The organism is Bacteroidales bacterium, from assembly GCA_012519055.1.
In the GTDB taxonomy this organism is placed as follows: Bacteria; Bacteroidota; Bacteroidia; order Bacteroidales; family Salinivirgaceae; genus JAAYQU01.
This window is the reverse complement of sequence record JAAYQU010000045.1, coordinates 99,558-113,679: the sequence shown is the minus strand read 5'-3', so window position 1 is coordinate 113,679 and position 14,122 is coordinate 99,558. Positions and strand designations below refer to the sequence as shown.

Annotated in this window: 13 protein-coding genes and 1 tRNA gene; 5 read left to right on the top strand and 9 right to left on the bottom strand. The window is 37.7% G+C overall.

What is annotated here, in order from left to right:
- Positions 1 to 5 precede the first annotated feature (5 nt).
- The 5 genes from GX311_08630 to GX311_08610 all read left to right on the top strand — a co-directional run bounded on the left by GX311_08630 (position 6) and on the right by GX311_08610 (position 4,538).
- Positions 6 to 599: a hypothetical protein gene (locus tag GX311_08630; GenBank protein ID NLK16446.1), complete on the top strand. Its 594-nt coding sequence runs from the start codon at positions 6 to 8 to the stop codon at positions 597 to 599.
- A 161-nt stretch (positions 600 to 760) separates the two neighbouring features.
- Positions 761 to 839: transfer RNA gene (locus GX311_08625), tRNA-Pro, on the top strand.
- A gap of 189 nt (positions 840 to 1,028) precedes the next feature.
- Positions 1,029 to 2,246 (top strand): S-adenosylmethionine:tRNA ribosyltransferase-isomerase, encoded by a 1,218-nt coding sequence (locus tag GX311_08620; GenBank protein NLK16445.1) that lies wholly within the window; start codon positions 1,029 to 1,031, stop codon positions 2,244 to 2,246.
- A gap of 190 nt (positions 2,247 to 2,436) precedes the next feature.
- The gene (locus GX311_08615; GenBank protein NLK16444.1) at positions 2,437 to 2,889 is read left to right on the top strand and encodes a transcriptional repressor; all 453 of its coding nucleotides are present in this window, start codon (positions 2,437 to 2,439) and stop codon (positions 2,887 to 2,889) included.
- Positions 2,890 to 3,158: 269 nt separating this feature from the next.
- Positions 3,159 to 4,538, top strand: a complete 1,380-nt coding sequence (locus GX311_08610) for a tyrosine phenol-lyase (protein ID NLK16443.1) — start codon at positions 3,159 to 3,161, stop codon at positions 4,536 to 4,538.
- A gap of 308 nt (positions 4,539 to 4,846) precedes the next feature.
- Here GX311_08610 and GX311_08605 read toward each other — a convergent pair whose 3' ends face one another.
- The 9 genes from GX311_08605 to GX311_08565 form a co-directional block, all read right to left on the bottom strand.
- Positions 4,847 to 5,404 carry a Fe-S-containing hydro-lyase gene (locus tag GX311_08605; GenBank protein ID NLK16442.1) on the bottom strand — a complete coding sequence of 186 codons (558 nt, stop codon included), beginning with the start codon at positions 5,402 to 5,404 and terminating at the stop codon, positions 4,847 to 4,849.
- 47 nt (positions 5,405 to 5,451) lie between these two features.
- Positions 5,452 to 6,294, bottom strand: coding sequence for a fumarate hydratase (locus GX311_08600; GenBank protein ID NLK16441.1), 843 nt, complete (start codon positions 6,292 to 6,294; stop codon positions 5,452 to 5,454).
- On the bottom strand, positions 6,291 to 7,235 hold the full coding sequence (locus GX311_08595; protein NLK16440.1) for an alanine-tRNA synthetase second additional domain-containing protein: 945 nt from the start codon (positions 7,233 to 7,235) through the stop codon (positions 6,291 to 6,293). The genes GX311_08600 and GX311_08595 overlap by 4 nt, the downstream gene beginning before the upstream one ends.
- Before the next feature lie 95 nt (positions 7,236 to 7,330).
- Positions 7,331 to 7,648, bottom strand: coding sequence for a DUF4387 domain-containing protein (locus GX311_08590; protein ID NLK16439.1), 318 nt, complete (start codon positions 7,646 to 7,648; stop codon positions 7,331 to 7,333).
- Positions 7,649 to 7,689: 41 nt separating this feature from the next.
- Entirely contained in the window at positions 7,690 to 9,048 is a 1,359-nt protein-coding gene (locus GX311_08585; protein ID NLK16438.1) for a DUF1446 domain-containing protein, read from the bottom strand.
- Positions 9,049 to 9,100: 52 nt separating this feature from the next.
- Positions 9,101 to 10,339, bottom strand: coding sequence for a methylaspartate ammonia-lyase (locus tag GX311_08580; GenBank protein ID NLK16437.1), 1,239 nt, complete (start codon positions 10,337 to 10,339; stop codon positions 9,101 to 9,103).
- A gap of 68 nt (positions 10,340 to 10,407) precedes the next feature.
- Positions 10,408 to 11,859 carry a methylaspartate mutase subunit E gene (locus tag GX311_08575; GenBank protein NLK16436.1) on the bottom strand — a complete coding sequence of 484 codons (1,452 nt, stop codon included), beginning with the start codon at positions 11,857 to 11,859 and terminating at the stop codon, positions 10,408 to 10,410.
- A 21-nt stretch (positions 11,860 to 11,880) separates the two neighbouring features.
- Positions 11,881 to 13,266, bottom strand: a complete 1,386-nt coding sequence (locus GX311_08570; protein NLK16435.1) for a DNA mismatch repair protein MutL — start codon at positions 13,264 to 13,266, stop codon at positions 11,881 to 11,883.
- Between the two features lie 132 nt (positions 13,267 to 13,398).
- On the bottom strand, positions 13,399 to 13,809 hold the full coding sequence (locus tag GX311_08565; protein NLK16434.1) for a methylaspartate mutase subunit S: 411 nt from the start codon (positions 13,807 to 13,809) through the stop codon (positions 13,399 to 13,401).
- Between the last annotated feature and the right edge of the window lie 313 nt (positions 13,810 to 14,122).

The window sequence follows — 14,122 nt, the reverse complement described above, 5'->3', positions numbered from 1 at the left end:
AGATTATGGAATCAAAATTTACAGTATCGCAAGCTTTTCTTGAATCTATTAAGCTTGGTTTTAAAAATTTTTTATCGTTATTAGGTGCGGTAATTCTTTGGGCAATAACCATTTGGATACCTTATCTAAACGTTGGAACAACAGTAGCTATGGTTACTTTACCTGCAAAAATGAGTCGTGGAACAATAATTTCTCCATTAGAAATTTTTGACGGTAAATACCGCAAGTACATGGGCGAGTTCTTTCTCGTTACAGGTTTGAAGTCTATTGTACTCTTTCCTGCTTTTCTTTTTATGTATTTTCCTGGTGTGGTTATGACATACGCTTACTCTTTCGCAACACTATTTGTTGTAGACAAAGGTATAAACCCCAGTGAAGCATTAAGCGTAAGTAACAGATGTACACATGGATATAAATGGAAAATGTTTTTCACACACCTATTAATTTTTATCGCTTTAGGTATCGTTAGCGGAATTTTAGGAGCAATACATCCAATCTTAACTATAATTGTTCTCCTTGTTTTTGCTCCTATTTTATTAGGTGCTCAAGCATTCTTCTACGGTAAATTAACAGAAGATATTCCTTCTTTAGAAGAGTAAACTGAGATAAAGCAAAAAATATAAAGCGGCTTAAAATCAGATAGGCCGCTTTTTTATTTTAGTAATGTGATTGTATATCAAAGCATAAACAGCATTAGCTAAATAATAGTACAAATTGTTTCAAATTTGCTAAAATATTAATACATTTGCACCCTAAAGTTCGGGATGTAGCTCAGTCAGGTTTAGAGTACGCGTCTGGGGGGCGTGGGGTCGGAAGTTCGAATCTTCTCATCCCGACCAAAATACTTTTTCATAACTTTTTAATGTTAATTTAAAAGCCTCTCGTATTGTGATATATGAGAGGTTTTTTGTATTAATATTGATTTAAAATGTCTGATTTTTGCAATTTGTTATTCGTTTTTAATCTACATTTGTGATACACATACAAAAAGGTAGCACAAACCATAACCACTTTGCCTGTTTTTTATCATGTATAAACTTAACGATTTGGATATAAAAATAAATCAGTTTGATTACGAATTACCGAATGACAGGATTGCTAAATATCCTCTTAAAAACCGCGATGAATCAAAACTACTGCTATACAATAAAGGAACAATTTCTGAAGAAACTTTCAAAAATTTACCACAATTTCTTCCTAAAAACTCACTGTTAGTCTTTAATAACACAAGAGTAATCTCTGCACGCCTGTTTTTCCGTAATAACAATGGTGCAAAGATTGAAGTTTTTTGTCTCGAGCCGAGTTATAACTTAGATTTCTCCCAAGCTTTGGCTTCAAATGAAAAGTGTAGATGGAACTGCTTAGTAGGCAATCTAAAAAGATGGAAAAGCTGCACTATTACTTCAAAATTAGAAATTGACAGCAAGCAAATTTACATAGAAGCTGAACTAATTGAGAGATGTGAAGGATACAATATTGTTGAATTTCGTTGGCCGGGAGAATACGCATTTGGAGAGCTACTTGACCATGCCGGGAAAATACCTATTCCTCCCTATTTAAACAGAGAAAGCGAAGATATTGACAAGTTAACTTATCAAACAATTTTTGGGAAGATATTAGGGTCAGTTGCTGCTCCAACTGCAGGATTGCATTTTACAGACAGTGTGTTGCAATCGCTAAGAGAGAGAAAAATTTCCCTTGATAAAGTTACTCTACATGTAGGTGCTGGTACTTTTAAAGCCATGTCAGGGGATACTATTCACGACCACACAATGCATTCCGAATTTTTTACTCTCTCTAATGAGACAATAAAAAATCTAAAACAACATATTGGTAATATTACAGCTGTTGGCACTACAACCACAAGAACGCTCGAGAGTTTATACTACATTGGCTGTCAAATACTAAGCGGAAAAACACCTGCCAATAATCATTTTAATATTGAACAGTGGGAGCCTTACGAAAAAGAGAACTTATATAATACAGAAGAATCACTTAATGCTATTTTGGAGTATTTAGAAACCAATAAGTTTACGCATATTCAGGCAAGCACATCAATAATTATCGTTCCCGGATATAAGTGTAAATTGACAAACCGCCTGATTACTAATTTTCATCAACCCAAAAGCACACTGTTACTGCTTTTAGCTTCGTTTGTTGGTGAAAACTGGAGACAAATGTATAGTTTTGCTCTTGAGCGTAACTTCAGATTTCTAAGCTACGGCGACTGCTGTTTAATAATTTGAAAAACTGAACTTTTTGCGTCTATTTTTGTTTAAAAGTAACAAAACAGACGAATTATAAACAATGCACCTATATATTCATCAATGTAGTGAATTTATGGAAAATATAGCACTTGCAACTAGATTACAGTATTTTAGCCGTTTTTTTAAATAATAAATGTTATTTTTGCAAATACGTCATACTACAATAGTTATGGAAAACAAGGAAACTAGAGACATTGTAAAAGATATATTCACCAGTTATTTGGAGAGCAATGGCTATCGTAAAACACAAGAACGCTACGCAATTGTAGATACTATATATTCTCATAATGGTCATTTTGATGTTGAATCTCTCTACTCGGAGATGAAAAACAAAAACTATCGTGTAAGTCGTGCCACAATATACAATACTATAGATTTAATGGCTGATGCTAATCTCTTAATAAAACATCAATTTGGAGATGGTGTAACACAGTTTGAGCGTGTATTTAATTACAAACAACACGACCACATGATTTGCACAAGTTGCGGTAAGGTTATCGAATTTTCCGATTCCAGAGTTGATGAAATAAAAGACTCTGTATCAAACTCATACGAATTTATTATTAATTCGCATGTAATGTACTTTCATGGTATTTGCAAAGAGTGTCAGAAAAAATTGTAAAAACACACCTGTTCTTTTCTTCGCAAAATTGTCATAACCCTTGCAAGTTAAAACCTTGTTATTCATAGATTAACAAAATAAAGTCATCTATTTCATTCTCATTGTTTTGTCAGTCTTTGGTTTTACACAATTCTCGTACTTTATTATTATATACTAGTTTCAGCACTAAACTTAGCTATATAAAAATATCTGTTTTTACTTTGAAAATAAAGCATTTTAATGTAACTTCGCGCAATTAATTAACAAACATAATAAAATTACATATTAATATGGACCTTAACAAATATCCTGCGGAACCTTACCGCATTAAGACCGTTGAAACGGTAAAAATGAATACCCGCGAAGAACGTAAAAAAATTATTAAAGAGGCGGGATATAATACTTTTTTAATCAAATCGGAAGATGTTTATATTGACCTACTTACCGATAGTGGTACCAACGCCATGAGCGACAAGCAATGGGCAGGCATGATGATGGGTGACGAAGCTTACGCCGGAAGTAAAAACTTCTACCACCTGCAAGAGACCGTTCAAGACATCTTCGGTTTCAAATATTTAGTTCCCACACACCAGGGACGTGGTGCTGAGAACATTCTTTCCCAAATCGCCATTAAAAAAGGACAGTATGTTCCCGGAAACATGTACTTTACTACAACTCGCTATCACCAAGAGAGAAATGGCGGTATCTTCGTTGACATTATCCGAGACGAAGCTCACGATGCGAGTTTAGACATTCCTTTCAAAGGAAATATCGATTTGAATAAACTTCAAAAACTTATCGATGAGAAAGGTGCTGAAAACATAGCTTATGTTTGTCTTGCAGTTACTGTAAACTTGGCAGGCGGACAACCCGTTTCTATGGAAAACATGCGTGCAGTAAGAAAACTGACAAAAAAACATGGAATTAAAGTATTTTACGATGCAACTCGCTGCGTAGAAAATGCATATTATATCAAGGAACAAGAGTCCGGATTTGCAAATAAAACAATTAAAGATATTGTTCGCGAAATGTTTAGCTATGCAGATGGTTGTACCATGAGTGGTAAGAAAGACTGTATCGTTAATATGGGTGGATTCTTATGTATGAATGACGAAGATTTATTCAACGCTGCGAAAGAGTTGGTTGTTGTTTTCGAAGGTATGCCCTCATATGGTGGTATCGCAGGTCGCGATATGGAAGCTATGGCAATCGGTCTTAAAGAGTCAGTTCAATACGAATATATCGAGCATAGAATTAAACAAGTTCGCTATTTAGGTGACAAACTAAGAGCAGCTGGAATTCCTATTATCGAGCCAACTGGCGGACATGCTGTTTTCTTAGACGCACGGCGCTTCTGTCCACATTTGACACAAGAGCAATTCCCTGCACAAAGTTTGGCTGCAAACTTATATGTTGAGTCGGGTGTACGTAGCATGGAACGCGGTATTGTCTCAGCAGGACGCGATAAAGATACTGGTAAAAACCACGCTCCTAAATTAGAGACTGTTCGTTTAACTATACCTCGTCGTGTATATACCTATCGTCACATGGACGTGGTTGCAGATGCTGTAATCAAGTTATACAAACATAAAGAAGATATTAAAGGATTACGTTTTGTTTACGAACCAAAACAACTGAGATTCTTTACTGCAAGATTTGAAGAGATTTAATCTTATACGATTTTAAATAAAAAATAGGCTGTCTTTGTTTTTTAGACAGCCTTTTTTTTTGCATTTTATATTTGATTGAAGCACATCAAAACAACATATTAATAATCAGTCAATTGTGTTGAGAACATCGTTATAATGAGGCTATTTCAAAAGTAATATTTAACAAAAAAGTGATAAGGTGGCTCAAAAGTGTCCAAATACAAGGCACTGAAATTGCGGGCGAAGGAGGGTACCCGAAGTACGTGACTGAACCCGAATATCGAAGTAAGGCAGTAGTTGGGCAATTATGAGACACCGCCATACGTTCGTTATTTAACTTGATAGTTGCTAATTGCCATTTTGTAAACATCGTTTCCCTCGGAATCGACCGCTACAACAACAGGCAGTTCCTTAACTTGCAGTTTACGTATTGCTTCGGTTCCCAAATCGTCGAATGCGATAACTTCTGCACTTAGAACACATTTTGCCATTAGTGCAGCGGCTCCGCCGATAGCGGCAAAGTAAACCCCTGTGTAGGTTTTCATTGCTTCAATAACTTCTGCACTACGTGTACCTTTCCCTATCATAACTTTTAGTCCCTCGGCTATAAGTGTAGGTGAATATGCATCCATTCTTCCGCCAGTAGTGGGACCAACAGAACCAATTGGTTTCCCGGGCTTAGCAGGTGCCGGACCTGCGTAATATACAACCTGTCCTGTAAAATCGAAAGGCATTGGTTCTCCACGCTGAAGCATTTCATATAGTCGTTTGTGTGCGGCATCGCGAGCTGTATAAATCGTACCCGAAATATAGACCATATCACCGGCGCGAAGTGAACGTATTGTCTCGTCTGAAAATGGTGCTTGTAGTATCTTTTTATTACTCATAGTTTTTAATTTTGTGGAATAAAGTAAAAGGTTATCAGCTCTTTATCTTACAGTTCTCCCTCTGAGTGTCGAGTTGCGTGACAACTGATATTAACAGATACGGGCAGCCCTGCAATATGTGTGGCATATGTCAAAATATGAACACCTAAAGCGGTGGTTGTTCCTCCAAATCCAGCGGGACCAATACCGAGTTTATTTATTTCGGTAAGTAGCTCTGCCTCTAAGTTGGCAAGTACAGGATCGGGATTTTTTGTATCTAACGGTCTGAGCAATGCTTTTTTGCTCATTAGTGCTGCTTTCTCCATGGTTCCACCAATGCCAACACCTACAATAATAGGCGGACAAGGATTCCCTCCGGCTACCGAAACTGTATCTATCACAAAACGCTTTATACCCTCAACACCTTCGCTTGGTGTAAGCATTTTCAACGCGCTTTTGTTTTCACTACCGAAGCCCTTGGGCGATACGGTAATATGAAAAACATCTTCGAGAACAATTTCGTAATGGATAACGGCAGGCGTGTTATCGCCTGTATTTACACGATCTATTGGGCTGCGTACCACCGATTTACGTAAATATCCCTTTTCGTATCCTTGACGAACACCTTGATTAATAGCATCTTCGATAAATCCTCCCTCTATTTTTACGTTTTGTCCCATTTTAACGAAAACCACTGTTACGCCGGTGTCTTGACACATTGGGCTGCGCTCATCACGAGCAATTTTAGCATTTTCGATAAGTGTTCTTAGAACATTCTTGCCAAGAGGCGATTTTTCGGTTTCTAAACAACTTTTAAATTTGTTATTGATATCGTCGCTGATATCACAACATGCATCGATACAAAGCTTTTCAACCAAATTGGTAATATCTGAGGCTTTTACAGTTTTCATTCTAAATTTTTTCTAGCTAAGAAATAACGGGTATTTCGGTTTTCTAAATCTTCTGTATAATTATCCACAACACCAATCAAACAATATGTGTTGGTAACTGAATCATATACAAAGCGCTTGATAAGCGAGAAATTTTCAATTTCTGATGTGTTTTTCACATGCAAACGCGGTCCATCACAACTTACAACTCTTTCTCCCAACATAATATGATTTTCATCGCAATATGAAATAGGCAGGTTTTTAGCAATTTTTTCATCAATTAGAAGTGCGAGCTTTTCCAAATCAATATCTGGTTTCTTATGGAATTTGATCACAAATCCGTTTCTGATATCAGAAAAAAAATATTCTTCCTCCATAATATCAAAAGTTTCATGAAGAACTTCTGTGGTTACTTCTTCTGCTGAATGCGCCATTTTTCGATATCGAAGTGACTCATGCACAATATTATAAACACTCTCAGGCTGAGGTCCGAAAAGACTGGGTCTAGTAACAATGATTTCCTCGCCAATGCCTACAATAATATCAGCATTTCTGCCCAATGCAGGATATAACAAGTTAAAATGCTCAACTACTACACGGCGATTTCGCTCTAATAAAGAGTTTACATAATCCACAATTTCAAACATCTGTGTAAACGCCATTTGAAAACGAATATCAATATGAAATGTAGTCGCTTCATCTACTTCCATCATAGAGTTTCGCACTTGCAGCATTTTGTGAGGATTTACAATATCATCATCATTAGAGAGCTGCAGACCGGGAAACATTCCTTTAATTAGTGATGATTTACCTGCACCTGCATCACCCAATACTGCAATAAGTTTGTCGTTGAAATTGAGATGTCGATGTGAAATTTGTTCACCGAGAAACATCAGTCGTTCCTTTCCGCGTGGTGCGAAATATTGCGACGAAACCATGTACTCTTGAATGAAGTTGTTCATAACTTTTTGCTATTTGATATTGGCTTTTAACTGTTAGTCGATTTGTATATATTGTTATTATGCAAACTAACAGTTAAAAGCCATTGGTTATGTTTTTATAATTCAAACGTAAAGTTCATCAACGGGGCGTGCTGTTGTGCACCGTAAACGTCAGTTTCGCCCAACGATCCCGAAGAGATTGGACGAACAATAGTGGTTTTTATTGCCTTTGCGGGATCGAAATGCACCACACCGATAATATCTGATTCGGGCACATGATACAACGAAGCAAACATTTTTTCATTAAAAATCTTTGCTGCTTTAACACGTTCGTACATCTCGAAATCCTTAAAAATCACATCGAACGTCAACTCATAAGGACCTGAATTTTTACTTCTGATGACTGAAGCTATTTCTGTTAATTTATATTTCATTTGTCTGTTTTTAATTGATATACAATGATTTAGAGCGATACTCAAAACTTGATATATTCTATCGGAAACAATGTCTTAGGATCTTTTACTTTCATTAAATGATAGACGTTAAACTCGAACACCTCTCCCATTTTCGCATCTGATGGCGAGAAAGGAAATGCCAAGTTTCCTGCCGTTGCTATACGTCCTTCGTATCCGAAGTGTAGCATTGTACTGCGAGCAAATCCGCAAATTGTATCGGCTTGCTCTTGTGTTGGTGCAACTGCTTCAATAATAATCAACAACTCGTCGCTTTTGCTGTGTGGGGCATCCGGAAACATTCCCATAACTCCGTTTCTTCCATAAACTTTAAAATCTAAGAAGAAGTCTTTTATTCCGTATGACTCAAAATTATTTTTCACTCTATCTCTAACACTTTCAGTAATGCTATCGATTTTTGAAATCATAATTGGGTCTTTCACTCCTGCACACGAGATTGTTCTGTAACCCACACGTTTAACACCTTCTAATTTCACAAAATACTCTTCGGTTGGTACAAAACGGCTTCCTGAAACACGTACTTTGTTATCATCAATTTGTTCAAATTTCGATTCATGTAAATTGATTGCACCACCTGGTCCGGGCAAAATATATGGGTTAGTTTTTTCGTACAATGTATGTGCTGCGACAGAAAGCGTAGTACATTTACGCAAAGGCGATAGTGGTTCGAGCACGAAATTATCTTCATGTAGATATCCAAACATGCAATCACTTCCGCTACCGGGCAAGGCTGCAATAGCTGCACATTCCAAAATCTTACCTAAGTGAATAGCAAGTCCTTTGTTGAAACCATTTTTAATAGCAAGTGCCGAAAAGACAGATGGGTCGTAACTGCGTCCGGCAAGAATTACATCTGCCCCGTTTTCCAACGCTTCTATAAATGGTTCCTCTCCCATTTGTGCAACTATATGTACAGATTCATCAATATCTGCTTCGGTAATTTGTGGAGCAGGATTGAGAGGCGTAATATTTCCTTTTCGCAAGTTCTCTTTTACAAACTCCTTATCAAATTCCGATTGAATAACTGCCATTTTAAATGACAATTTTTTCTCACGTGCAATAGCTTTAATAATATCTACTGTAAGATTCACGTGCGGGCGCGCTCCTGAACCTCCAGCAGTACCAACAATTAGAGGAATCCCTGCTTCTATTGCGGCGGGAATCATAATCTCTAAGTCGCGTTTAACTGAATTGGGGTCGGTAAACGATTTTCCTGCACCTAAATAATATGGTCCTGGATCGGTTGAGCCTGCATCTACTGCTATTACGTGCGGTTTACGTTTCATTCCTTCCACAAACGATTCCATCGGAAATCCGTATCCGAGAATAGCTGTGGGGGATAATATTCTAAGTTCTTTCATTTTTATTATAAATTTCTATTGAACTGATACATCTTGACTTTAGCAAAGACAACTACTTGCAAAGAGCAAGAATTCTACTCATCTCGTTATATACAATCATATATCCTTCGTCAACGCCCATACCGGGTTTAGCAAGATACTGAACAGGCGATGTCGCCATGGCAATATGTGCACAAACCTCAGCCGAGCGACAGGTTTCGTTACATGTACCACCGAGGTATGCTCCCATTTCATGCTCTTTGCAGTATAAAACAGCTTCGATAGTGTTGTTGATACCGCCAAGGTCGGGCGTTTTAATTTGAATAACATGTCCTGCTTTGTGTGCTGAAAAATCTATCACATCTTGCAACGTGTTACACCACTCGTCTGCAACAATTTCAGCTTTAATTCCTTTCTGCTCCATCTTTTGACGTATAGTGCGTAGTGCATCCATTTGAGCGGTTTTTTCACCCATATCAACCGGACCTTCAACACGGAGACAGAACGGTTTAGCCAGTTTTTCAAGTTCTCCTATATAATTTGCAATAGATTCAAAATCATCATTAAAAACAATTCCTAATGTACCATAAACATCAATATGGATTGTTGGGTTATAACTATCATACGGTTTTAGCTTCAATATTCTGTCTCTCAACCACTTAATATAATCTTTGACTTTTTCTCCATTCAAGCCCACTTTGGTCTCTACATTATTGAAAAGCGCGTGTGGTAACACATCGGCACCTTTCATGATCATTTTGTCGGCATTCAGGTAGCGGAGATCTCCCGATTGCGAGAAAATAGGAATCATTTTTTTTGAAATTTCTGTTCCATACTCCTCTGCAATTACTTGCGCCATTTGTTTACCTTGACTTTTAGCTACTGCATCTAAGAGCGCTTGCGTAACACCGTAGCGGATAGCAGTATGAAACACCTTTCCTCTTTCAGGATTTATTCCTGTATCCACCAATTCAGCCATTTCACGAAACGTGGTAATCTCTTTACCTACGTAAAGTGGTGCGACATATTTTTCAATGACAGGAATAAAGTTTTCTGCAAGGAAAAGTGGATCACGACCACCTGCACCCGAATATTGAACGGCAGCACAATCGCCGTGAGCCAATGCTCCGTTTTCGAGAACAAAAATAACCGAGATAGATTCTCCAGCTTGACGTACTGCTGTAAATCCTGGCGTTACTGGCTCTCCTTCATAGAATTCACCATCTATTTTAGCTCCCTGTTTAATGGCTTTTTGGTCATCAAAGAAAAAGCCTGTTTTGCCGGGAGCGCAAATAATTTTTGTAATTTTCATATATTTATTAAGTTGAAAGTTAAAAGTTTATAAAGTATTTTCAAAATATCTTTTAGTACCGAATTTGTTTACTTTGGACGTCCTACAAGAAATCCTTTGCCTATAGCGTAAACATCGTCAATAACCATTTGGAAGCTAACAGCACGTTTTTCGTATTTAGCACGCTCTTCTAATTTTTGGCGATGGAAATCGATTAGGTCTTGCGTAAAAGGCATATTGCCTATTTCTAAGAAACGAACAGCCCCTACGTTATCACGAGCGGGCATAACTTTTCCTGCATTGTAGCGACTTGGCGCAAATGGAATATCCAATACTCCTGCTTCAAAGGCTGCAACGGTTCCAACGGCATAATCGCCCTTGCCTAATTCTTCCACTTTGTCTAAAATGCAATGCATCTCTTTCATAATGATTTCACTTTCTGCAATTACCGCAGGAATAGAACGAAAATCCTGGTCTTTCAGCATTGAAACTAACTGTTTAGTAGCACGTAATCCTGCTGCATTGGCTTCTTTGGTAGGTACTCCCATTGCTTCGTGTGGAGTTTTAACAATCACTTTAGTAGCTTTTGCAAGTACAGCCGCAGCAGCACCCCACGAAATTACACCAAAGGCTTTGGCTTCATCTTGTGGAAAACCACCCATCCATTGATGGAAAACGGTAGTAATGCGCACATCTTTGAAACCGAACTTATCAAGGTATTCACGAGCAAGAATACTAAGCGAACGAATGGCAGCAACGTCCTGAATAAGGTTTCCACATTGTCCGTAACCTATTGTGATATCTTTTACACCTTGCGTGGCAGCCAACAATGCTTCAATGATAGCCACAGAGTTGGAAATACATGGAGAAATAAGCGTTCCTGTAAGCGGACCAAATGGTTCACGATTAATAGAAACTCCAGCTTCTTCATACAAGCCTACCAATCGGTCAGTGTATTGCCAGTGTGCTATGGTTTTTTCAATAGAGTGAGCTTTTGAATAAGGTATATTGTATGAAATTCCGCCACCTTCGTATGAAGTAAATCCTCCGGCAATGCTTATTTCAGTAAGCAAGCGAGCATCAGGCGTTCCGTGACGCACTTGAACAGGATTTTTAAGTGCCGAGGTTACTTGACGACAAATATCTACTCCATAGTTTACAATAGGAAAACCGTTAAGCATAGAGCGTCCTGTCTCTTTACTTCTCTCAATACCTGTTTCAGCTTCGTTGTAGCGATTTAAACGAGTATAGCTGTCAACAGTTGTTGGAAGAAGGTCTGCCTCGCCTTCGGTTTCAAGAAAGTTAAGTAGTTTGATATGCTCATCGTAAAGTGCTACGCCTGCACGTGGCTGGATAAGTGTAATACCATCGGTAACAGCTTTAGAAAGCTTCTCTCCAAAACGTTTCGCTTTTGGAATAGATTTTTGATATTCAACGGCTTCATCAAAATTAACACTTTTTCCTGTGTGCCAATGCCCGAGAACTTCCTTGCGTTCGGCAAAGAAATTATCGTCTGAAAGTTTTTGGTTTTTAATTTGCATTATTTTAGTTTTTTATTCTGTTTATTTCGGTTGTTTTATCTCTTTTTTCATCAATTCCAATGCCAAATCAGGATAATCTGAACTTAGCAAACCCATAGAGGCGAAAATATATTTTTTGTCGATTAAATAGTCGGGATTTTTAGGTTTTGCGTAAACAAAATCATCTGACTGGAGCTTAGCACCTTCCAAAATATATTTTGGGTTTTCTGCATTGATAATAGCTCCACCAATTCCTATCACAAAAGGTACTGCCGATAAATCTTTTCCTGTAAGTGAAAAGACCTGCCCAAAGGGCGTATATACTGGCTGATAAACTCCAACATGACGTTCCACAGCAATTTTTACAGCACCACGCGCTAACGCCTCTTCTATTTTCTGTTCCTTGGATTGAGGTTCTGCCAACGTATCGGGATTTGCACTACACGTTTTTACCCAATTTGAAATATCTGTTGATTGCAAGCCAATTTCTTCTGCAATAGCCTCTAAGTCAAGCTCATCAGCAAGAGACAACAGACTATAACGCATTCCTAAATCGCCCTCAACTGTGCGTTTGCTAAATGGTTCGGGCAATCCTTTTATGATTACGTTTTCTATGGTGGGTTTTCCGTCTGCTATGGAATATATATCGGTGGTTGCTCCACCAATATCCACTGCAAGTAAATCTCCTATCCCATCAATAGATTTTGTACCTTTGCTTAATAGTTCACAGCCGTTTAGCACTGCCAAGGGTGTTGGAATAATATCGGTTTTACACATTTTTTGGATGCGACTTAATCCTTTTGCCTCTATTATTCGGCTGATAAAGAGCTCTTTAATTTTTAACCTTGCGGGTTCGATATTTAGCTTATTGAATTCGGGCATCACATTTTCTGTGATTTCAAACGATTTCCCCGATGTTTCAAAAATCTCTCTAAGCTCGAAAGATGCGCTTTTATTACCAGCAATAATTGTAGTAAACGGGCAGTCAACCTGACACAGACGACGAGCATTGGCGAGTATTACCTCTTTGTTTCCGCCATCAGTTCCGCCGCAAAGTAACACCAAGTCAGGATTAATTTCAAATATTTCGGTCTGTTCGGCTTCCGATATTTCGAAAGCATAAGTTTTTACCACTTTTGCCCCGGCACTTGCAGCAGCGAGTTTTGCAGCTTTTGCGGTAAGTTCAGGAACAAGCCCCAGAGCTACCATTTTTAATCCACCAGCAGCACTACTACAACAAAGAAGTTCATCGTACTTGAACACCCCTATTTTCTCCTCTAATTTAGAAAACGCAGACATAAAGCCCTCCATAACATCGGTTTCGATGGTGGTAAAAGCAACAGACGTGGCAAGAATTTTCTTTGTAGTAGCGTCAATTGCAGTCAATTTAGTGTAAGTGCTTCCAATGTCTGCTGTGAGGATATTCATAATATCTACTTAGTATTATTCACTTCGCATATTTTGGCTATGCCAAAAATCAGTTTAATAATTCCGTTGTATAACCAAGATAGTCAGCAATACAACAAATTATCAGCAAACTATAACAAAACTTTTGTTTAGTTATAATCCAAGAATTTCATTTAAATCTGCAATGCTTGTTTCTACGGTAGTTCCGGGGGGATAAACGCGGGTAAAACCCATATCGAGGAATCGTTTTTCCACATCTTCGAAATTCTGTTTCCCCACTACGAGATTTCCACCAGCTAAAAGAGGAATGTCTTTCAATCCTGCTTCATCGCATTTCTCGCGCAGTCCATTACAGTCAATTTCTCCGTGTCCGTATAGTGAAGAGATCAAAATAGCATCGGCGTTGGTTTCCAATGCTGCTTCAATAAACTCTTCTTGCGATACCATCACTCCTAAATTAATAACTTTAAATCCGGCTTGCTCCAAGGCATAAGCGAGAATCTTGTTTCCAACAGCGTGGACATCTGCACCTATTACACCGGTTACAATTGTCTTTCCATTCATTATAGTATCATCATTAAAATTATGTACAAATTTAGCCACTTTTTATACAAGAAAAAAATTATAATAAGACGAAAAGTTCCTGTTTTTCAGAAATGCAAAAATATGTATAAACTGACTCTATTTTTTGAACAAAAATCAGATATAGCAGCGAAATCGACAGAAAACAAAAAAAGTTTTAAACAATAAAAAAATCGTAGATATTAATTATGAATTTGTAAATAAAAATTACATTTGTTTATTGAATGGTCCTTTAAATTTGCATTAATAACTTAGATGAAAATAGATCGAAAATTCGTTCTTTTACGAACCAGAG

What these genes read in the sequence shown, in the direction of transcription:
- GX311_08610 (NLK16443.1), top strand. Translation starts at nt 3,159, where the DNA reads ATGGACCTTAACAAATATCCTGCGGAACCTTACCGCATTAAGACCGTT.
- GX311_08585 (NLK16438.1), bottom strand. Translation starts at nt 9,048, where the DNA reads ATGAAAGAACTTAGAATATTATCCCCCACAGCTATTCTCGGATACGGA.
- GX311_08580 (NLK16437.1), bottom strand. Translation starts at nt 10,339, where the DNA reads ATGAAAATTACAAAAATTATTTGCGCTCCCGGCAAAACAGGCTTTTTC.
- GX311_08615 (NLK16444.1), top strand. Translation starts at nt 2,437, where the DNA reads ATGGAAAACAAGGAAACTAGAGACATTGTAAAAGATATATTCACCAGT.
- GX311_08565 (NLK16434.1), bottom strand. Translation starts at nt 13,809, where the DNA reads ATGAATGGAAAGACAATTGTAACCGGTGTAATAGGTGCAGATGTCCAC.
- GX311_08605 (NLK16442.1), bottom strand. Translation starts at nt 5,404, where the DNA reads ATGAGTAATAAAAAGATACTACAAGCACCATTTTCAGACGAGACAATA.
- GX311_08620 (NLK16445.1), top strand. Translation starts at nt 1,029, where the DNA reads ATGTATAAACTTAACGATTTGGATATAAAAATAAATCAGTTTGATTAC.
- GX311_08570 (NLK16435.1), bottom strand. Translation starts at nt 13,266, where the DNA reads ATGAATATCCTCACAGCAGACATTGGAAGCACTTACACTAAATTGACT.
- GX311_08575 (NLK16436.1), bottom strand. Translation starts at nt 11,859, where the DNA reads ATGCAAATTAAAAACCAAAAACTTTCAGACGATAATTTCTTTGCCGAA.
- GX311_08590 (NLK16439.1), bottom strand. Translation starts at nt 7,648, where the DNA reads ATGAAATATAAATTAACAGAAATAGCTTCAGTCATCAGAAGTAAAAAT.
- GX311_08600 (NLK16441.1), bottom strand. Translation starts at nt 6,294, where the DNA reads ATGAAAACTGTAAAAGCCTCAGATATTACCAATTTGGTTGAAAAGCTT.
- GX311_08595 (NLK16440.1), bottom strand. Translation starts at nt 7,235, where the DNA reads ATGAACAACTTCATTCAAGAGTACATGGTTTCGTCGCAATATTTCGCA.
- GX311_08630 (NLK16446.1), top strand. Translation starts at nt 6, where the DNA reads ATGGAATCAAAATTTACAGTATCGCAAGCTTTTCTTGAATCTATTAAG.